21 protein-coding genes and 1 tRNA gene are annotated in these 21179 nt (G+C 66.3%); 9 read left to right on the top strand and 13 right to left on the bottom strand.

Going from position 1 to position 21179, the window contains the following annotated elements:
• The first annotated feature begins 733 nt into the window (after positions 1-733).
• Both AC1VVK_RS13245 and AC1VVK_RS13240 read left to right on the top strand, forming a co-directional pair.
• A complete protein-coding gene (locus tag AC1VVK_RS13245) occupies positions 734-2863 on the top strand; it encodes an ATP-binding protein (RefSeq protein WP_482903352.1) in 2130 nt (709 codons plus the stop codon).
• Entirely contained in the window at positions 2863-3828 is a 966-nt protein-coding gene (locus AC1VVK_RS13240; protein ID WP_482903351.1) for an autotransporter outer membrane beta-barrel domain-containing protein, read from the top strand. Before AC1VVK_RS13245 ends, AC1VVK_RS13240 begins: the two co-directional genes overlap by 1 nt.
• Before the next feature lie 21 nt (positions 3829-3849).
• Here the strand turns inward: AC1VVK_RS13240 and AC1VVK_RS13235 are convergent, their stop codons facing one another.
• Positions 3850-5442, bottom strand: coding sequence for a hypothetical protein (locus AC1VVK_RS13235; protein ID WP_482903350.1), 1593 nt, complete (start codon positions 5440-5442; stop codon positions 3850-3852).
• Between the two features lie 449 nt (positions 5443-5891).
• A tRNA-Leu gene (locus tag AC1VVK_RS13230) sits at positions 5892-5978 on the bottom strand.
• A 259-nt stretch (positions 5979-6237) separates the two neighbouring features.
• Here AC1VVK_RS13230 and AC1VVK_RS13225 point away from each other — a divergent pair.
• On the top strand, positions 6238-7194 hold the full coding sequence (locus tag AC1VVK_RS13225; protein WP_482903349.1) for a complex I NDUFA9 subunit family protein: 957 nt from the start codon (positions 6238-6240) through the stop codon (positions 7192-7194).
• 95 nt (positions 7195-7289) lie between these two features.
• On the opposite strand, the gene AC1VVK_RS13220 is transcribed toward AC1VVK_RS13225, so the two are convergent.
• Positions 7290-7961: a glutathione S-transferase family protein gene (locus AC1VVK_RS13220; RefSeq protein WP_132389556.1), complete on the bottom strand. Its 672-nt coding sequence runs from the start codon at positions 7959-7961 to the stop codon at positions 7290-7292.
• Positions 7962-8242: 281 nt separating this feature from the next.
• Here AC1VVK_RS13220 and AC1VVK_RS13215 point away from each other — a divergent pair, with 281 nt between their 5' ends.
• Together AC1VVK_RS13215 and AC1VVK_RS13210 are read left to right on the top strand one after the other, a co-directional pair.
• Positions 8243-8626: a VOC family protein gene (locus AC1VVK_RS13215; protein WP_132388894.1), complete on the top strand. Its 384-nt coding sequence runs from the start codon at positions 8243-8245 to the stop codon at positions 8624-8626.
• A 58-nt stretch (positions 8627-8684) separates the two neighbouring features.
• The gene (locus AC1VVK_RS13210; protein WP_482903348.1) at positions 8685-9074 is read left to right on the top strand and encodes a VOC family protein; all 390 of its coding nucleotides are present in this window, start codon (positions 8685-8687) and stop codon (positions 9072-9074) included.
• Between the two features lie 78 nt (positions 9075-9152).
• On the opposite strand, the gene metW is transcribed toward AC1VVK_RS13210, so the two are convergent.
• From metW to metX, 3 genes are read right to left on the bottom strand one after another with little or no spacing between them, the layout of a single operon-like run.
• Positions 9153-9737, bottom strand: coding sequence for a methionine biosynthesis protein MetW (gene metW, locus AC1VVK_RS13205; protein ID WP_482903347.1), 585 nt, complete (start codon positions 9735-9737; stop codon positions 9153-9155).
• 2 nt (positions 9738-9739) lie between these two features.
• The gene (locus tag AC1VVK_RS13200) at positions 9740-10180 is read right to left on the bottom strand and encodes a GNAT family N-acetyltransferase (RefSeq protein WP_482903346.1); all 441 of its coding nucleotides are present in this window, start codon (positions 10178-10180) and stop codon (positions 9740-9742) included.
• Position 10181: 1 nt separating this feature from the next.
• Complete coding sequence (gene metX / locus AC1VVK_RS13195) at positions 10182-11309, bottom strand: homoserine O-acetyltransferase MetX (protein WP_132388886.1); 1128 nt, start codon at positions 11307-11309, stop codon at positions 10182-10184.
• Positions 11310-11738: 429 nt separating this feature from the next.
• Here metX and hisC point away from each other — a divergent pair, with 429 nt between their 5' ends.
• Positions 11739-12854, top strand: coding sequence for a histidinol-phosphate transaminase (gene hisC / locus AC1VVK_RS13190; protein WP_482903345.1), 1116 nt, complete (start codon positions 11739-11741; stop codon positions 12852-12854).
• Positions 12851-13777 (top strand): prephenate/arogenate dehydrogenase family protein, encoded by a 927-nt coding sequence (locus tag AC1VVK_RS13185; RefSeq protein ID WP_132388882.1) that lies wholly within the window; start codon positions 12851-12853, stop codon positions 13775-13777. Before hisC ends, AC1VVK_RS13185 begins: the two co-directional genes overlap by 4 nt.
• Before the next feature lie 24 nt (positions 13778-13801).
• Here the strand turns inward: AC1VVK_RS13185 and AC1VVK_RS13180 are convergent, their stop codons facing one another.
• The 4 genes from AC1VVK_RS13180 to ftsE are packed head-to-tail and all read right to left on the bottom strand — an operon-like array spanning position 13802 to position 16773.
• The gene (locus AC1VVK_RS13180) at positions 13802-14509 is read right to left on the bottom strand and encodes a lysophospholipid acyltransferase family protein (protein ID WP_482903344.1); all 708 of its coding nucleotides are present in this window, start codon (positions 14507-14509) and stop codon (positions 13802-13804) included.
• Entirely contained in the window at positions 14506-15057 is a 552-nt protein-coding gene (locus AC1VVK_RS13175) for a YdcF family protein (RefSeq protein WP_482903343.1), read from the bottom strand. Before AC1VVK_RS13175 ends, AC1VVK_RS13180 begins: the two co-directional genes overlap by 4 nt.
• Positions 15058-15085: 28 nt before the next feature.
• Complete coding sequence (locus AC1VVK_RS13170; RefSeq protein WP_482905163.1) at positions 15086-16060, bottom strand: cell division protein FtsX; 975 nt, start codon at positions 16058-16060, stop codon at positions 15086-15088.
• The gene (ftsE, locus tag AC1VVK_RS13165; protein ID WP_132388876.1) at positions 16060-16773 is read right to left on the bottom strand and encodes a cell division ATP-binding protein FtsE; all 714 of its coding nucleotides are present in this window, start codon (positions 16771-16773) and stop codon (positions 16060-16062) included. The genes AC1VVK_RS13170 and ftsE overlap by 1 nt, the downstream gene beginning before the upstream one ends.
• A 174-nt stretch (positions 16774-16947) precedes the next feature.
• Here ftsE and AC1VVK_RS13160 point away from each other — a divergent pair, with 174 nt between their 5' ends.
• Positions 16948-17874 (top strand): zinc-ribbon domain-containing protein, encoded by a 927-nt coding sequence (locus tag AC1VVK_RS13160; RefSeq protein WP_482903342.1) that lies wholly within the window; start codon positions 16948-16950, stop codon positions 17872-17874.
• 220 nt (positions 17875-18094) lie between these two features.
• Here AC1VVK_RS13160 and AC1VVK_RS13155 read toward each other — a convergent pair whose 3' ends face one another.
• The 3 genes from AC1VVK_RS13155 to AC1VVK_RS13145 all read right to left on the bottom strand — a co-directional run bounded on the left by AC1VVK_RS13155 (position 18095) and on the right by AC1VVK_RS13145 (position 19929).
• Positions 18095-18643 (bottom strand): pseudouridine synthase, encoded by a 549-nt coding sequence (locus AC1VVK_RS13155; RefSeq protein ID WP_482903341.1) that lies wholly within the window; start codon positions 18641-18643, stop codon positions 18095-18097.
• A 43-nt stretch (positions 18644-18686) separates the two neighbouring features.
• Positions 18687-19670 (bottom strand): TerC family protein, encoded by a 984-nt coding sequence (locus AC1VVK_RS13150; RefSeq protein WP_482903340.1) that lies wholly within the window; start codon positions 19668-19670, stop codon positions 18687-18689.
• A gap of 73 nt (positions 19671-19743) precedes the next feature.
• Positions 19744-19929, bottom strand: coding sequence for a DUF465 domain-containing protein (locus tag AC1VVK_RS13145; protein WP_482903339.1), 186 nt, complete (start codon positions 19927-19929; stop codon positions 19744-19746).
• A 319-nt stretch (positions 19930-20248) separates the two neighbouring features.
• Here AC1VVK_RS13145 and AC1VVK_RS13140 point away from each other — a divergent pair, with 319 nt between their 5' ends.
• Positions 20249-21160: an SPFH domain-containing protein gene (locus tag AC1VVK_RS13140; RefSeq protein ID WP_482903338.1), complete on the top strand. Its 912-nt coding sequence runs from the start codon at positions 20249-20251 to the stop codon at positions 21158-21160.
• Positions 21161-21179: the final 19 nt, after the last annotated feature.

Here is a 21179-nt window from a genome sequence, read left to right as displayed (position 1 = left end):
ACCCACATTTCAATACATATTTCAGTCGCGCGCCGGTCGCCGCCAGATTGCAACAGGATTGCAACCTCGCTGAAATCGCGAAGCAAACTCCAGCCCCGACCTAGCTCTTCATGAATAGTCGAGTTCGCCAGGTTCTGCCTCGGGCGACAGGAGGCTTGGACTACATGGCATCCCCCGCCAGGTCCGCCGGCCATATTCCTGTCGCCCGAGAGGCCGGCAACACCGTCCGTCATGCCACCGCCAAGGCACCGGACGGTGCCGGGACCATCGGCGTCGCAGGTCACGTAGTCGCACCCGCCCTGCCCGCCGATGGTCCCGGATCATTTCCGCCCGAATCACGCCCGGACGACACGGTTGGTGTCAGTTCAGCTTGGCTGGTATATAAGGAGCGCACGGCGGACGGTCCGAGTAGTGTCATATGTGGCTGCTACCCGGCTCCGCGAGACGAATCGCGGTCGGCGGACAAGAACTTTCGGCCCGATATCAGGAATTTCCTTCCAGCCCCGGATCAGGGGACAAGGTTGCTGGACAGGATCCGGGGTGACCGTCTCCACCGATCGGCTTTGTGCCGCGCGGTGGGGACGCGGAGCGGGTTCGAAAGGGACGTGTCCCTCCCTTTCGAGCCTGCTCCGCAAATTTTCCGCTACAGCTTGCCCGAAACTCGGCCCGAACGTAGCCTCGCCGAAATGCGTGCGTCTCGAATTCGCCGCGAAATCGTGGCAAGGGCGCGGCCATGATGCTGCCCCGCCTCACCAATCGAATCGGCCTGCCGCTGGCGATCCAGATGATCGCCATCCTCGTCTGCGCGCTTATCGGCGCGCAGTTGGTGACGCTGGCGCTTACCGTCATTCTCCCGCCAAGCCCCACAGCGCGCTGGAATATCGACGAAGTTGCCTTCGCGCTCAAGAACGCCGGGGCGGACAAGGAGATTGCCGAGCGCCTAGAACGCAAGACCATGATCGGGCCGCCCGATGTCAGCGGCCAGGGCTGGCTGGTCTCCGAATCCTCGCGCGAGGCGCTGGCCGGACGGCTGGGCCGGGAAAGCAAGGACGTGGTGCTGGCGTTCTACACGCAGCTTCCGGTCGGCGGCGTTGCGGTGCCAAGCTCGTCGCGCTCGCCGCTGGCGCTGCGCGACAATCCCGCGGCGCCTTCCGCGCTCTCGACCATGCTGATCGGCAAGGCCGATGCCCAGTCGATCCCCGGCGGGCCGCCCCCCGGCGGCATGCCGGGGCCGAGCGGCATGCCGGGCGGCCATTTCCCGGGCGGACAGATGCCCGGTGGACACCCCGGCGGCCAGATGCCGGGCGGTCGGCCCGGTGGGCAGATGCCCGGCAGCCGGATGCCCGGCGGCCATATCCCGGGCGGCCGTCCCGGTGGACATACGCCGGGTGGCTCCGGCACCGAAGCAGGTAATCCCAGCCCCGGTGGCGGCAACTCCGGTACCACCAAGCCGGGCGGCGGGACTTCGGCGCCCGGCGCCGGACAGCAGGGTATCGGCGAGCAAGGCAACGGCCAGCCCGGCATCGGCGGCGGGCAGGAAGGCTTTCGGCCCGGTGGCAACGGCGGCTTCAATGCGGGCGACTTCGGGCGCCCCGGCGGGCTGATCCCGGCGCTTCCCGCGATGAACGACCTTCCGCGCGTGACTCTGCCGCAGCCAGCGCCCGTTCCCAGCGCGGTGCCCTCTCCCGAAGTGACGCGCGCGCCCGCGCAGGCCCCCGCGCAGTCCAGCGCCACTGCCACGCCGGAAGCGATCGAACTCCCCGCGCAGCATACCGTCGTTTCGGTGGCCCCGCTGCCGGTCCCAGCCGCCGCGCAGCCCTTGCCCGCAGTGCCCGGCACACCGCAGCCGATCCCCTTCCGGCATGCGACCGGCAATATCTTCGCGCTAACCTCGCCTCCCTTCATCGAGGGTGACTTCGTGGCCGCGCTGCGTCAGCCGGACGGGCAATGGATCGCCGTCGCCCCGCGCGCCGAGCCTTTCCCCAATGCCTGGCAGAAGCGGGTCATGCTGTGGTTCGCGCTGAGCCTGGCGATCATCAGCCCGTTCGCGTGGCTCTTCGCGCGCCGCATCGTGCTGCCGCTGCGGGACTTCGCGCGCGCCGCCGAACAGCTTGGGCGCGATCCCTCGGCCACCATTCTGCCGCTGCGTGGCCCCGCCGAGATCGGCCGTGCCGCCAATGCCTTCAACCAGATGCGCAACCGCCTGCGCGCCTTTGTCGACGATCGCACCGCCATGGTCGGCGCGATCAGCCATGACTTGCGCACCCCGCTCACCCGCCTGCGCTTCCGCATCGAGGATGTGCCCGACGAGCAGCGCGAGGGCCTGCTGAAGGAAGTGACCGAAATGGAAGCGATGATCAGCCAGGTCATCGGCTTCATCCGCGACGCCTCCACGCCCGGCCCGCGCGAACGCACCGATTTTGCCGAACTTATCGCCAGCAGCGTGGCCGATGCCCGTCTGGTGGGCGGCGACGTGACGATCGAGCGCAACATCCACATCCCGGTGGACGTCGATCCGATGGGCATCCGCCGCCTGCTCGACAACCTGCTGGAAAACGCGGTGAAGTACGGCGAACGCGCCCGCGTGCGCGTCAGCCTCAACGAGGGCGAGGCGGTGGCCGAGATCGTCGACACCGGCCCGGGCATTCCCGAGGAAGAGTACGACCGCGCTTTCGAGCCGTTCTACCGCACCGATTCGGCGCGCAAGTCCGGGCAGAAGGGATCGGGCCTTGGCCTTGCCGTCTGCCGCTCGATCGCCCGCGCACATGGCGGCGACGTCAGCTTCACGCAGGAGCGCGACGGCTTCACTGTCCGCCTTGCGGTTCCCGCCGCGTTCGACCAGAGCCTCAAGGCCGTCGCCTGATGCGCCAAAACCGCATGGCGGGGCCGCTGCTGGCGGCCTCACTGGCGCTCGCGGCGATACCCGCGCAGGCTCAGGACACAGCGGGCGGCACCGCGCCGGTCGTGACGGCAGTGGCTGCACAGCCCACATCGACCACCGTCTCCGCTGAGACGCAGGCCGATACTCCCGCCCCCGACAAGCCCTGGAGCTTCGCGCTCGCGGCTGGCGTCAGCGACCGCGACCATGGCTCCGACGGTTCATGGCAATCGATGGCGCTGAGCCGGCAGGTCGGGCGCGGCTATCTGCGGGCCGCGCTGATGCGCTATCACGGCACTCTGCTACAGGCGAATACCGCGCTGCCGTCCGACTATCTTGTCGGCACGATCGGCGCGGGCGGCAATTTCGACAACTGGGTGGTGGATGGCTGGGCCAGCTACGGCTGGCAGGACTACGGCCGCATCAGTACCGACGCCGGCAAACGCGACAGCACCGGTGCCACGGGCAGCCCCTACTATTCGGTCGGCGGCGATTTCGGGCGGGTTTTCCCGCTGGGCGACCGGATCTTCGCGACGCCCACGGTGACGATGTCCTACGCCCACGGCCGCTTGCTCCATCCGGCTCCGGACGAGACCGGGCTGGTCGACCTGGAGACCGAGGAGCCGACCTGGAGTTCGGCCGCCACCCTGCGGATCGACCACGCGTTCGGCAGCGAGGGCAAGCAATATGTCGGGCTCTCCGTCGCCCGCGCCTGGACCAGCAATGCCGTTTCCGAAGTGCTCGTGCGCGATTATGCGGACGTTCTGGAAGCGAGGCGGACCGGCGTCATGCCCGCGCGGCATATCGACGACGGCTGGTGGGAAATCGGCGCGACGGCCAACATGCGCCTGTCCGACAGCATGAGCCTCGACCTCTACGCGACGCGCAGCTTCGAGGCACTGGCCGGCAATACGACTTCGGCCGGCATATCGCTGCGACGCTCGTTCTGAAAAGACAACGCGCGCGCCTTCTTACGGCAGTTTCACTTCGCCGCGAGCTTGCTGGCCCATTGGAAGCGCGGGCGGATTGCTATCGATGTTTAGCAGGTAGACGGTGTAGGATTCGTCGGTAACCGCACCATCATAGCGCGCCAGCATCCGCGTGCGCTCCAGAAAGCGCCGCGCCATTTCGGGCGTGTGGTGGGTCGTCCAGTTATAGCCGCTGGCAATCGTGGCCGTGCAGCACGCATCGGGCGCGTGCTGGAGCAGGATCAGCACCGGCCGGTGATAACGGCGATGGAGCGCCTCGGCAGTCTGCGTCACCTGATCGAGCGTGATGTCGAGCTGCGCGTTCTTCGTGAAGTGATTGACCGCCCCGAACCTTGCACGGCGGATCTGCCAGACCGGGTTGTGCGGCGCATAATAGGGCAATGCCTCGATCAGATAGTCGGGGTCGGTCATGATGATCGCCCGCGAAAGCTCCGGCCGCTGTGCGATCAGCGCGCCGAGGTCGGCGGCGCGACTGTACGGGGCGTGAAATGACGCCGCGACTTCCGCAAAGGTCAGCACGATCTGGCGCAACAACAAGGCGACAAGGCCATAGTGCCCGACCTTCCGCAACACGGCGTCACGCCCCTTGGCGGGCTCATCCACACCGTCACGCCTGTCGGCATCAAGCCGCATCCACCACAGCGTCAACAGCAGAACCAGCCAGAGCGCCTGATGCCGCTCGCCACCCGGATAGATGACCGCGAAGAACAGCGACATCCCGCAAAGCCCCGCCAGCGCGGCCAGGAAGTGAAGCGGCCTCCCCCAGAGTACGAACAGGCTGGCAAGCAACGCCGCCGAAAACGGCAGCTGGATCCACAGACCCGCGTCGGCATCCAGCATGAAGCCAATGCCGGGAAGCCCCACCGCAGCGATAGCGCGGAGCAGGTTGTGACCGCCGGCGCCCTGCGCGGCATCGTTGAACGGCGGCCAGACGGTGAGGAAGCAGGCCAGCGAAGCCAGCGCCAGAATCGCCCCCACCGGCAGCACGAGACGCAGCGTCCAGTCCCGCACTTCCGCACGGCCTCCGCCTCTCGGCCAGCGCTCCAGCAGCCAAACGCCCAGCAGCAGCCAGGACAGCAGCATGGAATGGACGTTAGTGTTGGCAAGCAGCACCAGCGGAAGCACCAGCCAGATCCCCCGCAATCGCCAGCGCGGATAGGCCGCCGCAAACACGAACATCAGCAACATGCTGATGCCATAGTTGCGCGCCATCACGACATATTCCCAGAGCGCGAAGTGCCCGAAAACGATGAGCAGCCGCATGCCCCACGACAAGGGCGCGCGCCAGATCAGCAACACCACCGCCGCCAGGCCAATCAGCCACGAGATCACCGGCAGCGCTGCTTTGCCGATCAAGGCATGCCCAGAACGCAGCAGAAGATACCAGAGCATCGGATGGCCATCGCCGCGCAGGGCAAGGAACATCTCGGAGACCGTATCGCCGGTCGTGGCGATCGTCAGCGCCCGCACTTCGTCGCGCCAGAACACGTGCTGCGCCGCAAGCAACCCGACCGCACCCAGCCAGAGCGCCAACAGGACCCAATTACCGACGGCCCGGGATTTCAGAAGAGGCATGGACAGACGGCTCACACGCAAACCGCGCAGCTTCGCACGATCTGCCCTTTATCACGCTTCATAATGCCACCCCATATGACCCCGCGCCCCCGGCGCCCGGTCGGCTCTGACAAGTGTCATTAACCATGACACTTGTCAGAAACGTAAACGCGCCGAACACGGCAGAGCGAGAAGCCCAAGCGAGACACGAAGGCAAGCGTGGGATGCGTGTTGAAGTAGCGATAATTGAGGCGCCATCCTGAAGTCACTAAGTCAGGAGAGCAGAGAATGCCTGCCGCCATCGGACACGAACCGTCCTTGCGGCAAGGCGGATTTCGATATCCAAGGGGATACCAAGCTTGTTCCCGATTGGAGCCGGATTCGCCTGAATTTGAGCGGGTGATTATAGCGGGAAAAGTGGGTTTTCCAGCCTCTCCGGGGACGTCTGCGGACGTCCCCGGATGAGTGCTTGGTGCCCAGAAGAGGACTCGAACCTCCACGCCCTTGCGAGCGCCAGCACCTGAAGCTGGTGCGTCTACCAATTCCGCCATCTGGGCACGGAAGCGAGGGGGCCGTTGTTGCCGTCCTCGCCGGGTAGGAGGGCGCCTCTAAGGGGCGGCCGAGAGGTTGTCAACGCTCTTCCAAAAACATTTTTCACACAATCGCTTTTATTGCCCGCGTCCCGCCGATCCCGGTCGCGCCACGTCCCGGTTGAACCTGCAGGAACCTTGTGCCAAGCCCAGCTTTACGCGCTAATTCGGCGCGCGGCAGGATTTGCCTCCCTCCCCTGCCCGGCGCCCTGCGAAGGACGAGACCATGAGCCAAGACACCACCGATTCCCTTTTCGGCAAGATCGTCACGCTGCTGGGCGGCAGCGGGTTTCTCGGCAGGCATGTGGCGCAGGAGCTGCTGGCGCGCGGTGCGCGCGTGCGCATCGCCAGCCGCAATCCGGACAAGGCCTGGTCGATCAAGCCGCTGGGCAACCTGGGCCAGATGCAGTTCGGCCGCGTTGACGTGACCAAGCTCGATTCCCTCGCCCGGGTGCTGACCGGTTCGGATGCGGTGGTAAACCTCGTGGGTGCCTTCGCGGGCAATCTCGATGCGGTGCAAGGCCATGGCGCCGGCCGCATCGCGGCGGCGGCCAAGGCTGCCGGAGCGCAGGCTTTCGTCCATGTTTCGGCGATCGGTGCCGATACCGCCTCCGATGTCGCCTATGCCCACACCAAGGCGACCGGCGAGCAGGCCGTGCTGGCCGAATTCCCGACAGCCACAATCGTCCGCCCCGCAATCATGTTCGGGCCCGACGACAACTTCGTGATGATGTTCGCCGACATGATCTCACGCGCGCCGTTGCTGCCGGTCTTCGTGCCCGAGGCGAAGTTGCAGCCGGTCTTCGTTGACGACGTGGCCGAATCGATCGCCATCGCCCTTGGCGCGCCGGAGGTTCACGGCGGCAGGACTTACGAGCTGGCCGGTCCCGAAGTCCTCACCATGCTCGATCTCAACAAGCGCATCATGGCTGCCGAAAGCCGCCATCGTATGATCGTTCCGCTGCCGGATGGCCTTGCCGGCTTCATTGCCGCCCTGCCCGGCACGCCAATCAGCACCGACCAGTTCAAGCTGCTCAAGGCCGGCAACGTCGCCAGTGGCACGCTGCCCGGCCTTGCCGAGTTCGGCGTGACGGCGCGTCCGCTGGAACTGTTCCTGGACCGCTGGATGACGCGCTTCCGCAACCACGGCCGTTTCGGGACCAAGATCGTGGCCCCGGTCTGAGCCATCACGGCACGCGCCTGCAAACGCAAAAGGGCCGCCCCATCGGGCGGCCCTTTTCATATCGCGATCAGACGACCAAAGTCAGGTCGGCGAAATCAGGCGTCGACTTCAGCGTAGTGGCTGGGCGGCTGGATCACTTCCATGCGTTCGCTGAGCAGCGGGCGGAACGAGGGGCGCGACTTCATCACCAGATACCAGCCGCGCGCCTGTTCATGGCTCGACCAGTCGAGGCCGCCCAGATAGTCCGCTACCGAAATCTGCGCGGCGGCGGCAAGGTCGGCCAGCGTCATCGTCGAGCCCGCCAGCCACGGGCGATTGTCGATCAGGTAATCGATGTAGTCGAGATAATCGTGCGCGAGCTTCATCGATTCGCGCAGGATCTTGGCGTCGGGCGACTGGCGCAGGACGAGGCGCTTCTTCATGCGTTCGTGGAGCAGCGGCCCCGAAACATCGTTGAAGAAATTCTCGTCGAACATCGCGATCAGGCGGCGAATCTCTGCACGCTGCTGTGCAGTGCCGCTGATCTGCGGGTTACGATCGACCGTTTCCTCGAAGTATTCGCAGATCGCCCGGCTGTCCGACAGGACGATGTTGCGCTCGGTCTCCTTGACCACGGGCGTGCGCCCGGCTGGGTTCATCGCGAAGAGCCGGTCCTCACCCTCCCACGGACGCGCGGTCTGGAGTTCGTAGGCGATGCCCTTCTCGGCCATCAGCAACCTGACCTTGCGGCTGAACGGACAGAGCGGGAACTGGAAGATGTGCCACATGGCGATTTTGAATGCCAAACCCGCCCGCGAGCGTCCACCCGAAGCCCCGCCGAGTGGCCGCCCGCAGGCCGAAACGCGTGGATAACTGCCCGCTCCATCGAAGGACAGCGGCAAGCATCAACGCGGCGATCCGCCCGCCACCGCCGACTTGGGGGAGGCACGAGCACGGCCGCGATATTTCGGGCCTGATGCCGCGTACCGATTGACCCCGGCGCACGACATCGCGAAACCATCGGCCACCCGAAATACCGGACCACCGGACCGCTTCAAGGAGCCCTGCTATGTTCAGCCATATCTGCGTCGGCAGCAACGACCTCAACGCCGCCAAGACTTTCTATGACGCCGTTTTCGGCACCATGGGCGCCACGCCGTTGATGGCCGATCCGGCCGCCGGCCGCCTTGCCTACAGCCACAACGGCGCGAACTTCATGGTGGTCAACCCGATCGACGGCAACACCGCCACTTTCGCCAATGGCGGCACCATCGGCTTCTCCATGGACAGCGCCGAGGCGGTCGACGCCTGGCACGCCGCAGGCTGTGCGGCCGGCGGCACGAGCTGCGAGAATGCGCCCGGTCCGCGCGAATTCCCGTTCGGTACGCTGCACCTCGCCTACTTGCGCGATCCCGACAACAACAAGCTATGCGCGATGTTCCGCGTGGCCTGATCGGGGACTTTCACCGGCCCGCACAACGAGGCGGGCCGGTTTTCACGGGAGAGAGACAATGATCCTGAAGAGCCTGCGCCTCGGCACCAACGACCTTGAAAAGGCCCGCAGTTTCTACGACGCCACGTTCGCGACGCTGGGCGTCACCCCGTGCCAGTCGACGCCCGATTGGCCGATCGTCATGTGGGACCTCGATGGCCTGAAGTTCCTGCTAGGCCCTGCGCGGGACGGCAATTCCGCCACCCATGCCAATGGCGGCACGATCATCTTCGAGGCTCCGGACGAGGAAACGGTGCGCGCCTGGCACGCAGCGGGCATGGCCCATGGCGGCACCTGCGAGGGCCAGCCCGAAGCCAAGCCGCAGGCGCGCGGCGCGTTCGGCGCCTATATGCGCGATCCCGACGGCAACAAGCTGGGCATCTACGCCGGGCTCAACATGGGCGGCTGAACACGGAAGCGGGAGTTTGCCGGGTCTGCATCTGCATGCGGCCCCGGCAACGCTTTCACAAAGGGCACTCGCCCCCTCTCAGCGTGAGAGCAGGAACACCGCATGCTCGGCGCGGAAGTTCGCAGCCGCGTCGCTGCACTGCTTGTCGCCGGAGAGGAACCACGCGCCTTCGACGGTAATGCCGCGCGCCTTTACGAACTCCCGGAAATCCTCGACCGTGAGGTGGTGGATGTTCGGCGTCTGGTACCACGGGATCGGCAGCAGTCGCGTTACCGGCATGCGCCCGCCCCACAGCAGCGAGACCCGCACGCGCCAGTGCCCGAAGTTGGGGAAGCTGACGAAGGCGCGGCGGCCGATGCGCAGCAGTTCCTCCATCACGATATCGGGCCGCATCGTCGTTTGCAGCGTCTGCGAGAGGATCGCGTAGTCCACCGACTGATCCGGATAGAACGCCAGATCCTTGTCGGCATCGCCCTGGATCACCGAGAGGCCCTTGCCGACGCAGAGGCCCACGTCGGCGGGATCGAGTTCCATCCCGCGCGCATCGCAGCGCTTGTCGTTACGCAGCGCCTGCATCAGCGTGCCGTCGCCGCAGCCCACATCGAGCACGCGCGAGCCGGGCGCCACATTGGCGGCGATCACCGCAAGGTCGGGGCGCAGCATGGTCAGGAATCCGTTGCAAGAACGGCAGCGAAGGCGCCGGAGAGCTTTTCCATCAGCCGGTCCGGCCGGACCAACTCATCGAAACCCAGCTTCGCATAGACGCCGTGGGCATCGCGCGTGGCGAGCATGAAACGGCGAATGTCGGCATAGTCGGGGTGATCGAGGTACCAGCCGACCATGCGGCGCCCCAGCCCCTGCCCGCGCGCCGGCTCATCCACCCAGACGTCGGCCAGCCATGCGAAGCTCGCCCGGTCCGAGATCACGCGTGCGAAGCCGACTTGCGTGCCGTCCGGCAGATAGGCGCCGAGGCAGTGCGAGCCGGCGATCTGCCGTTCCACCTGCGCGCGCTCAACACCGGGCGTCCAGTAGCTTGACGCCAGCCAGCCGTGGATGCGCGCTACGTCCAGCCGCGAAGGATCGTCGGACAATTCGATTTCGGGCATCCTAGCGACCTTCTCCCAGAAATCCTTCGACCACGCGGTCAAGCGCGGGCACGTCCAGCAGGAACGAGTCATGCCCGAACGGAGCCGAAAGCTCGACGAAGCTCACCGGCAGTCCGGCGGCATTGAGGGCATGGACCACATTGCGCGAATCCGCCGTGGGATAGAGCCAGTCGGTATCGAAGCTGACGAGGCAGTAGCGCGCCTTCGATTTCGCGAAGGCATTGGCGAGCAGGCCGCCATGTTCCTCGGCAAGGTCGAAGTAGTCCATGGCGCGGGTGATGTAGAGGTACGAGTTCGCATCGAAGCGGTCGGTGAAGGCCAGTCCCTGATAGCGCAGGTAGCTTTCGATCTGGAAATCGGCGTCGAACCCGAAGGTCTTTTCCTCGCGGTTCTGGAGGCGGCGGCCGAACTTCTCGGTCAGGCCCGCTTCGGACAGATAGGTGATATGCGCGGCCATACGGGCGACCGAGAGACCCTTTTCGGGGCCTTTGCCGCCGTTTTCCTTGGCCTCGTAATAGTCCCCGTCGCGCCAGGCCGGGTCGGCCATGATCGACTGGCGGCCCACTTCGTGGAACGCGATGTTCTGCGCCGAGTGGCGCGCGGTCGAGGCGATCACCAATGCGGCGCGGGTGCGGTCCGGGAAATTGGAGGCAAGGCTGAGCGCCTGCATGCCCCCCATCGATCCGCCGACGACGGCGTAGAGGCTCTCGATCCCCAGCGCGTCGAGCAGGGCGACGTGGCCGCGCACCATGTCGCGAATGGTGATGACCGGGAAGCGCATGCCCCAGGGCTTGCCGTCGCCCGCAAGGCTGGCGGGCCCGGTCGAGCCCATGCACGATCCGATCACGTTGGCGCAGATCACGAAAAAGCGGTCGGTATCGATCGGCTTGCCGGGGCCGACCATGCGCAGCCACCAGCCGGGCTTGCCGGTCTTCGGATGGTTGGAGACCACGTGATGGTCGCCGGTGAGCGCGTGGCAGATCAGGATCGCATTGTCCTTCGCCGCGTTCAGCGTGCCGTGCGTCTCGTAGGCGATGCGGGCATTCGGCAGGCTCTGCCCGCCGTCGAGCGGGAGCGGCTGGGTGAGGTCCAGGACCTGGCTGGAGTCGGTGATCTGCGCAGTGGACATGATGATACTATGCCAAGTGGGGGACCCTCGGTTTCCTGTCAATTGTCGGCATTCGTTTGAATAGTGCGCGGGCGCGCACTTTCATTACGAGGCAGCGGGATTTCCTGCCCCGACCCTCCCCTCAATCCCGCTCGGGCGCTAATCCACATCCTTCGACAAGCTCAGGATGAGCGGGGTGGGTGTGGACAGGCAGTGCGGGTACAGGAGGAAATGAGCGGTTGGACATAACCAGATGCCAGTCCTCCCGAAAACCCGTCATTCCCGCGAAGGCGGGGATCCCGCTTCTTTTTATAACCTCATGAGAAAGAATAAGCGGGCCCCCGCCTCCGCGGGGGCGACGGAGGTGCATAGCCATAGGACCGATCAGCCTCTCGCCCCTAAATCGCCCCCTGTCCTTCGCCGCTCTGCTGGGTTAAAGGCCGGCGCGTCATGACCGATAGCTCGACCCTCAGCACGCCCGCCCCGCAACCCAAGCCGTGGATCGAAGCGATTCATGCCTATGTGCCCGGCAAGTCGAAGGGCAAGGACGGCCGTCCGCTGATCAAGCTTTCGGCCAACGAGAACCCGCTCGGCACCAGCGCCGCCGCGCTTGAGGCGCGCGCGCAGGCCCCGGCGCTCTATCCGGATCCCGACAGCACCGCGCTGCGCGCCGCCATCGCCGCCAGACACGGGCTCGACGCCGCGCGCGTGGTGATGGGCACTGGCTCGGACGAATTGCTCAACCTGGCCGCGCAAGGCTATGCCGGGCCGGGGGACGACGTGATCTACGTGCGCTACGGCTTCTCGGTCTACGACATCGCCGCGCGCCGCTGCGGCGCGACGCCGGTGGTGGCTCCGGACCTCGATTTCGGCACGGACGTCGATGCGCTGCTGGCGTTGGTGACCGAGCGGACGCGCGTGGTCTTCGTCGCCAATCCCAACAACCCCACCGGCTCCTACCTGCCGGGCGGAGAGATCGCGCGGCTGCACGCCGGCCTGCCAGCCGATGTGCTGCTGGTGATCGATCAGGCCTATGGTGAATATGTCGCGGCCGAGGACGACGACGGCGCCCTGGCCCTCGCCGAAGCGCACGGCAACGTGCTGGTGACGCGCACTTTCTCCAAGATCTTCGGTCTTGCCGGCGAACGCATTGGCTGGGCCACCGGCGCACCGGGGCTGATCGCCACGCTCAACCGCATTCGCGGGCCGTTCAACGTCTCCTCGACCGGGCAGGCCATGGCGCTTGCGGCGCTGGCCGACGACGCTTTCGTGGAGGCCAGCCGCGTCCATAACCGCGACGAGCGCGCCCGCTTCGTGGCCAAGCTGGAAGCACTCGGCAACCACGGCCTGCGTCCGCTGCCGAGCGAGGCCAATTTCGTGCTCGTGCTGTTCGAGGGCGCGCTGACCGCCGAAGCCGCTTTCGACGGACTGGCCGAGCGTGGCTATGTCGTCCGCTGGTTGCCGGGACAGGGCCTGCCGCAGGCACTGCGCATCACCATCGGCAAACCCGAGGACATGGACGTGATCGCCGAGGGTCTGCGCGAAATGGCGGAAGCCGCGCAATGAGCCTTGCCAATATCGCGATCATCGGCCTCGGCCTTCAGGGTGGTTCGATCGGGCTTGCCGTGCGCGAGTACCTGCCGGATGCCCGCACCACCGGCTACGACCTCAGCCCCGCCCACCGCGCCCGCGCGGCCGAGCGCCAGCTGGTCGACGAAGTCTGCGAAAGCCCGGCAGAGGCCGTGCGCAATGCCGATCTGGTGATCTTCTGCGTGCCGCCCGGCGCCATGGGCATGGCCGCCGAGCAAGTGCGCGAGGCGCTGCCCGCCCATGCGATCGTCAGCGATGTCGGCTCCAGCAAGCAGGCCATCGCCCGCGACCTTGGCGCCGCGCTGCCGGATCACATGGTGATCCCCGCGCACCCGGTGGCGGGCACCGAGAACTCGGGCCCCGACGCGGGCTTCGCGCATCTGTTCCGCAACCGCTGGTGCATCGTCACCCCGCCCGCCACCACCGACATGGTGAAGCTGAGCGAGCTGGTCTCGTTCTGGGAAGCATTGGGCGCCAATGTCGAGATCATGACGCCCGAGCATCATGACCTCGTGCTCGCCGTCACCAGCCACTTGCCGCACCTGATCGCCTATACCATCGTCGGCACCGCTTCCGACCTTGAGGACGTGACGCAGAGCGAAGTCATCAAGTATTCGGCCGGCGGCTTCCGTGACTTCACCCGCATCGCGGCCTCGGACCCGACGATGTGGCGCGATGTGTTCCTGTCGAACAAGGAAGCGGTGCTGACGATGCTCCAGCGCTTCACGGAGGACCTCACCGCCTTGCAGCGCGCGATCCGCGTGGGGGATGGCGATGCGCTGTTCGAGCAGTTCAAGCGCACCCGCACGATCCGCCGCTCGATCATCGACGAAGGTCAGGACGATTCCCGCCCCGACTTCGGCCGCCGCGATCACGAGAACGGCGAGAAGAAGGCCTGACGGGTCCGCGCTCCCGCGCGGATTTTATACGTTGAGGGCATTGATCGCGGCCTGAACCTGCGCCTCGACCTCATCACGGGGCAGGCCCGGCTCGATACGCGCGCCCACACGGACGACGATGGTTCCGGGCTTCTTCCAGCGCCGGTGATAGAAGCGCCCTGAATCGACCGCCACGGGCACCACCGGCAGGTTCAGCAATTTGTAGAGCCCCGCAAAGCCCGCCTGTAGCGGCACTACGCGGCCATGCGGCACGCGGGTTCCTTCCGGGAAGATCGCCAGCGGGCGCCCCACCGCCGCGAATCCGCGGGCCGAGGAAACCATCGCGCGCAGCGCCTTGGCCCCGTCCCCACGCGCCACGGTGACCGCGCCATAGCGGTTCGCCGCCCAGCCCCAGCCGGGAATGTCCATCAGTTCGGCCTTGGGGAATGGAGCCGGGTTGTTCAGAAGCATCGGCAGGTCGATCGCCTCGTAGAAGCTCTCGTGCTTGAGCGCGACCAGCACGCCCTCGTCAGGCATCTCACCCTCGATCCGCAGCTTGATGCCCAGCAGCCAGCGGCAGCACAGGCGGTGATACCGCGACCAGCCGCGCACCACGCGGCGCATCGGCGCGTTGCCGACCAGCGAGGTCAGCCAGACCAGCGCCACGAACACCGGCGTGCCCAGATAGAACGCCACATAGAACGCGAGGCTGCGGATCACGTCCAGTGGTGTGGTGCGCGTTCTGGGGTTCAAGACTTCTTCCAAGGTGGGCGGTTCCAGAAATCGAGCGCCATGCGCCCGATGTACTTGTGAAATTCGAGAAACAGCGTGCTGAAGCTGGGATGGGAAGACACCGCATCGCGCTCGATCACGACCGTTTTCGGCAGTTCGCGGGCCAGTTCGTACGCCGCACGGCGCATGTGCCAGTCGGCCGTGACCAGCCGGATCGAGCGAAGCTTGTGCCGCTTCACCCAGTCCGCCGCCTCCACCGCGTTGGAGCGCGTGTCGTAAGCCTCGTAACCCAGCGTGATGCAGCACTTCATCAGCGCGTCGGGAATGCGATATTCCGCCGCCAGTTCGCCGGGGCGCACCTCGCGGTCGACGCCCGATATCAGCATATGCGGCGCGCGTCCCTGCTCCAGCACCGCCAGCGACCGTTCGATCCGCCCCCGGCTGCCGGTCAGCACGATCACCGCGTCGGTCCGCACGGACATGTCCAGCGGCCCCGGAAGCGCAACGGCGAACCAGATGAAGGCAAAGAGCCAGATCAGCAGCAGGAAGGCGGCAGTGCGACGGAACATGGTGAAGGACTTTAACGACTTGTGCGCACTATAGCATCTTGCGCAGTGCATGCAGCACTGTGAAACGTGCCGTGAGCATGGCGAGCAGGGTGGAAAGCAGCGGCACCAGCGCCAGCAGCAGCCAATCGCTCCAGACCAGCGCCCCACTGTCGACCAGACCCGCACCGAGTCCGCCGAAGCGCCGCCCGATGGAAAGGATCACCACCATCGCCAGCGCCAGCCCCACCGTGCCGCCGCCCGCCGCGTCGAACCCGATCGAGCGCTGGAATACGCGGGCAACCTGCGTGTCGGTGCCGCCCAGCAAGTGGACGATCTCGATCACCTCGCGGTTGGCACCCAGCGCCGAACGGGAGGCCAGCAGGACCGCCGCCGCCAGCGCGAAAGCCAACAGCGCAACCAGCGCGATGGCCAGCACCTGAAGCGAAATCATCGCGTCGAACACCGGCTTCAGCCAGCCCGACTGCGCATCGACGCGGGCCGACGGCGCCACCGGCTTCAGCACTTGCTCGATCGCCTTCAGCCGCGCGGACGTGGCCGGACCGTCAAGGCGCACGTCGATCAGTGCGGGCACGGGGATCGAGGCCCCGGCGTTTCCGCCGCCCGGTGCGCCGCCGCCGACTGCCTCACCGATCTCGCTGCCGAGCCACGGCTCGATCAGCGCGTCCAGTTCGGCCTGCGGAACCTGTCGCAGCCCGGCGATGTGCGGCTGCCGCGTCAGGGCCTCAACCGCCGCACGGGCCTCATGCGCGCGCACATCCTCGCGCGGTTCGAGCACCTGCACGGTGACGCCGCCCTCGATCTCGGCGCGCGCCGAGGTAATCGCATTGCCGAGCGCGAGCCCGGCGGCGAGCGCAATCGCGGTCAGCGCCACCATGATCGCGATGACCCACGGCATCGGCCCCGACATGCGCGCCTGCGGCACCAGTTCGGCGCCGCGCACGCCCAGCCGCCGCCAGCCGAGGCGCGGCGTGGTTTCACCCGTTACGGTGGCAATGCCGAACATCACGCGGGCTTTCGCGGCGGATAGCGCAGCGCGCCGGTGGGATCGGACAGCCGTCCCCGGTCCAGCCGCATGATCAGGCTGTCGGACACCTTGCGCAGCAGATCGAGATCGTGCGTGGCGACGACGACCGTGGTGCCTTGCCGGTTGAGCATCTCGAACAGGCGCATCAACTTCTGTGCCATCTCGGGATCGACGTTGCCGGTCGGCTCGTCCGCCACCAGCATGGCGGGCCGCGCGATCACCGCACGGGCGATGGCGACGCGCTGCTGCTCGCCGCCCGAAAGCGTGGCCGGGCGCGCGTCCAGCCGGTCTGCCAGCCCCACCCAGTCGAGAATGTCGCGCACCGGGCCAAAGATGTCGCGTTCCTGATGCCCGGCGACGCGCAAGGGCAGCGCCACATTGTCGAAGGCCGACAAGTGCGGGATCAGGCGGAAGTCCTGGAATACCACGCCGATCCGCCGCCGCAGCATCGGCAGGCGGCTGCGCGGCAGGGTGATGGCATCGGTGCCGAACATGCGGATCGCCCCGCGCGAGGGCCGCTGCGCAAGGAAAAGCAGCCGCAAGAGCGAGGTCTTGCCCGCGCCGCTGGCACCGGTGAGGAAATAGAAGCGCCCGGCGAACAGCGTGAATGTCAGGTCGCTCAGCACCTCGCGATCGGTGCTGTAGCGCAGGCCGACATTGTCGAAGTGGATGATTTCCCCGTCCGCGGTCATGCTCGTCTGGTCTTTGGCCCGATCTTTCGGCCTGATCTGTGAAAGGTCGGATCCGAACGGGCGACGAAATCGGCTATAGCGAGCATTCAATGTGGAAAAAAGGGCGCTCCGGCTTGTGCCCACAGGTCTGGCGCTTGTCGCGCACAAGCCAGTCGTGCTTATAGCTTTACGATCATGATTATCGCGTGCCCTGCCTGCTCTACGCGTTACGCCGTCCCCGACAGCGCAATCGGCGTGGACGGCCGCACCGTGCGTTGCGCCAAGTGCCGCCATAGCTGGTTCCAGGAAGGCTCTACGGATATTGCAGCGGTTGCTGCGGCGCCCGCAGCAACCGCTGCCGAGCCTGCCGCCGAACCGCAGCAGCCCGAAGCCGTGGCGGAGCCGGTTGCAGCTCCTGCACCCGCCCCCCGCGCCGCTTCCGAGCCCGCACCGGCGCCCGGCTTCACGACGCCGCCGATAGTCCCTCCACGCGCACCCGCTGTTCGCGTTCCGGCACCGCAGCCTGCCGCCACCGGCGCGGTCGACCACGACCCGCTGCCCGTGGCGCCTCCCGCACCTCCGGGTACGACACCGGGCAGCAAGGGTCAGGGCGGCTATTACGACGACACCACCATGCCGCACTACGCGGACGAGGGCCCGTCGAGCTTCGATTTCGCGCCGCCGTTCCGCCCGCGCCGCAACTGGGCCAAGCTGGCGACGATCGCCTCGGTGGTCTTTGCCGGGGCAACGCTGGCGCTGACCGGCGCGGTCGCATTCGGCGGCTTGCCCGACTGGCTGCCGATCCCGCGCCAGACGTTCTCGCAGGCGCAGCCCGACCTCCAGCTCGACTTCCCGCGCAAGCGGCAGGATCGCAAGCCCCTGCCCGACGGCAGCGAGTTCTTCTCGGTCAGCGGCACGATCAGCAATATCGGCAGCGAGACGCGCTATGTGCCTTCGCTGCTCGTGGTGCTGCGCGACCAGCGCGACCGCATCGTCTATGAAAAGGAAGTCGTTCCCTCGAAGCGGCGCCTGAAGCCGGGCGAGGCGATCACCGTGAACGAAGCGCTGACCGACATTCCCAAGTCCGCCGCTGCGGCCGAGATCGGCTGGAAGCCAGAGTAAGGGAGTTAGCCTCTTGGGCCACTCTCCACAGCTCTCATCTGATATCCCAAAACACCGATACCAAATAACACTCCGTCGTCCCCGCGAAGGCGGGGACCCCGCTTCCTTTTTCGGACCTCGCGAGAAAGAACAAGCGGGGCCCCCGCCTTCGCGGGGGCGACGGGGTGTGTGGGTGCCTGCCAGCGCTCAATTCACGCCGGAGTTAAACCCGCCGCAGCGCTCAAACCGATATCTCGCGCCACTCACCCTGCGCGATGCCGTCGAGCGACCATTCGCCGATTGACCAGCGCACCAGCCGCAGGGTCGGATGGCCCACCGCCGCCGTCATCCGGCGAACCTGCCGATTGCGCCCTTCGCGGATGGCGAGTTCGATCCAGCAATCCGCCACGGTCTTGCGGAACCGCACCGGCGGGTTGCGCGGCCAGAGTTCGGGCGGATCGATGCGCCGTGCCTCGGCCGGCAGGGTCGGGCCGTCGTTCAACACCACGCCCTTGCGCAAGGCATCGAGCGCCGCCTCGTCAGGCTCGCCCTCGACCTGAATCAGGTAGCGCTTGGCCACCTTGAAGCGCGGATCGGAGATGCGCGATTGCAGCCGCCCATCGTCGGTCAGCAACATCAGCCCCTCGCTGTCGCGGTCCAGCCGCCCGGCGGGATAGACTCCGGGTACCTGGATATAGTCCGACAGCGTCGCGCGCGGCGTCGGCGAACGCACGTCGGTGAACTGCGGCAGGACGTCGAAGGGCTTGTTGAATAGGATGAGGCGCGTCATGGGATCACCCCTAGCAGCGCGCCTCTTCCGTACAAGCGCCGCATCAATGCCCGGCGTGCGGCGCCTGCCCCCGCGTCTTCCACAGCGACCAGCCGATACCGCCCCCGATCAGGCCCACGGTGACGCCAAGGCTCAGCAGCGGCGGGAACTTCGCGCCGCCCAGCAGCAGCTCGGCAACCAGAATCTTGCCGCCGATGAACACCAGCACCATGGCCAGCGCATATTTCAGGTAGTGGAAGCGGTGCACCATCGCCGCCAGCGCGAAATAGAGCGCGCGCAGGCCCAGGATCGCCATGATGTTCGAGGTGTAGACAATGAAAGTGTCGGTCGTGATCGAAAAGATCGCCGGCACCGAGTCCACTGCGAAAATGAGGTCGGCGAGGTTGATGACCACCAGCGCCAGAAACAGCGGCGTCGCGGCCCAGACGATCCGGCCGCCCACACCCATCTCGCGCACGAAGAAGTGCTCGCCGTGATGCTCCCTGGTCACGCGCATGTGGCGGGAGATCCAGCGGATAACGGGATTGTTCGCGACATCCGGCTCGTGATCGCCGGAAAATAGCATCTTCACGCCGGTAAACACCAGAAACGCCGCGAACAGGTACATCACCCAGTGCGCCTGCGACACCAGCGCCACGCCGCCCGCGATCATCACGCCGCGCAGCACGATCACCGCGATAATGCCCCAGAGCAGCGCGCGGTACTGGTACTTCGGCGCAATCGCGAAGAAGCCGAAGATCATCGAAATGACGAAGACGTTGTCAATCGAGAGCGCCTTCTCAAGGAAGTAGCCGGTGTACCACGCCAGGCCGTCCGCCGAGCCCTTGGCCCACCAGACCCAACCGCCGAACGCCACGGCCACGGCAATGTAGAACACCGAAAGCCTGAGCGATTCGACGATGCCCATCTCCCGCTCCTCCTTGTGCAGGAAGCCGAGGTCGAAGGCGGTGAGAACGAAAACGAGGCCGGCAAAGGCCAGCCAGAACCAGGCCGGGGTGCCCAGCCAGTCAGCAAACAGGAATTCCATGGGTCACAGTCCCTGAGGAAAGGAAGGAGGCGCCGGCGCGTACAATGGGGGGAGCATCGCGCCGGCGCGAGGGTTACAGGCTGGGCGCGGCGGCTGCCGGGGGGACGAACAGCCGGGCCAACCTGGCCCTTATTCTCAATTTCCTTCGCTCCAGCGTCACGATCTCCAACAGATTGCGACGCACAGAGCCCCGAGCACGGCGCAGCTGGGCGTCGAGCTTCTGGTAACGCTCAAGCAGGAGGAACATACGGTCGGTCATCTTGATATCCCTATCGAACAAGTATGGGTTCGATCGGGTGATCCGACGGTGGCTCCGGTTTACCGAGCTGTCAGGGGCCTTGGGGCACTCGAAAACCTGCACCGGGGATCAACCCGATGCGGTCCGACATCACGTGGCGCCTATGCTGGCGGCCTGTCCCGAAAGACATCCGCAAGAGGCGCCGCGCCAGAGGGGCCCGGCCCGCAGGGGCTCCATTATGACCGAATCGCTCCGATTTCAACCCCGGATCGGGATTCGTTTGACCCTTCTCATGAATCCGATATTAAAGTGATATCATATTAACCGGAGAGTCCAGCCGATGTCCGAGTCGCACCTTCCGATCAATTCGAGCCGGGAACGTCCGGCCGGCAGCATGAGCGGCTACTTCATGCTGCTGGTGTTCCTGGCAGTGGTCGCGGCCGTGGTGTTCAGCGTCATTACGCTTGCCAGCGGCGAGCCCTCGCCCGGTACCGTGCTGGCCTTCCTTGCCTTCATCCTGCCGGCAGTCGTCTGCGCGGTGCTGATCGCCTCCGGCTTCTACATGATCCAGCCCAACCAGGCGGTGGCGGTCACGCTGTTCGGCTCCTATCGCGGCACCGACCGCACCGCCGGGCTGCGCTGGACATGGCCATGGATGGCCAAGCGCAAGATCTCCGTGCGCGCGAACAACGTCGTCTCCGAAAAGCTGAAAGTGAACGACTTGCGCGGCAATCCGATCGAGATCGCCACCAACGTGGTCTGGCGCGTGGCCGATACCGCACAGGCGCTCTACGATGTCGACGACTACCGGGCCTTCGTGGAAGTGCAGATCGAGGCGGCCGTGCGTTCGATCGGCTCACGCTACCCCTACGACGATGTCGAACACAGCGAGACCACGCTGCGCGGCAGCCATGAGCAGGTGAACGGCGAACTGCGCACGGAACTGATCGAGCGCCTGCGCGTCGCCGGCATCACGGTGGACGAATGCGGCCTAACCCACCTTGCCTATGCCCCCGAGATCGCCGGCGCCATGCTGCGCCGCCAGCAGGCGGAGGCGGTGATCGGCGCCCGCCGCAAGCTGGTGGAGGGCGCGGTCTCGATGGTGGAGATGGCGCTGACCCAGCTGTCCGAGAAGAACGTTGTCGAACTCGACGACGAGCGGCGGGCGGCGATGGTCTCGAACCTGATGGTCGTGCTCTGCGGCGAGCGGGACACCCAGCCGGTGGTCAATACCGGCACGCTGTACCAGTAAGCGCGCGCGGCCGAAAAGC

The sequence above is a fragment of the Novosphingobium sp. BL-S-32 genome, assembly GCF_056857055.1.
The sequence above is the reverse complement of the archived record's forward strand: the minus strand, read 5'-3'. Positions and strand labels throughout refer to the sequence as shown.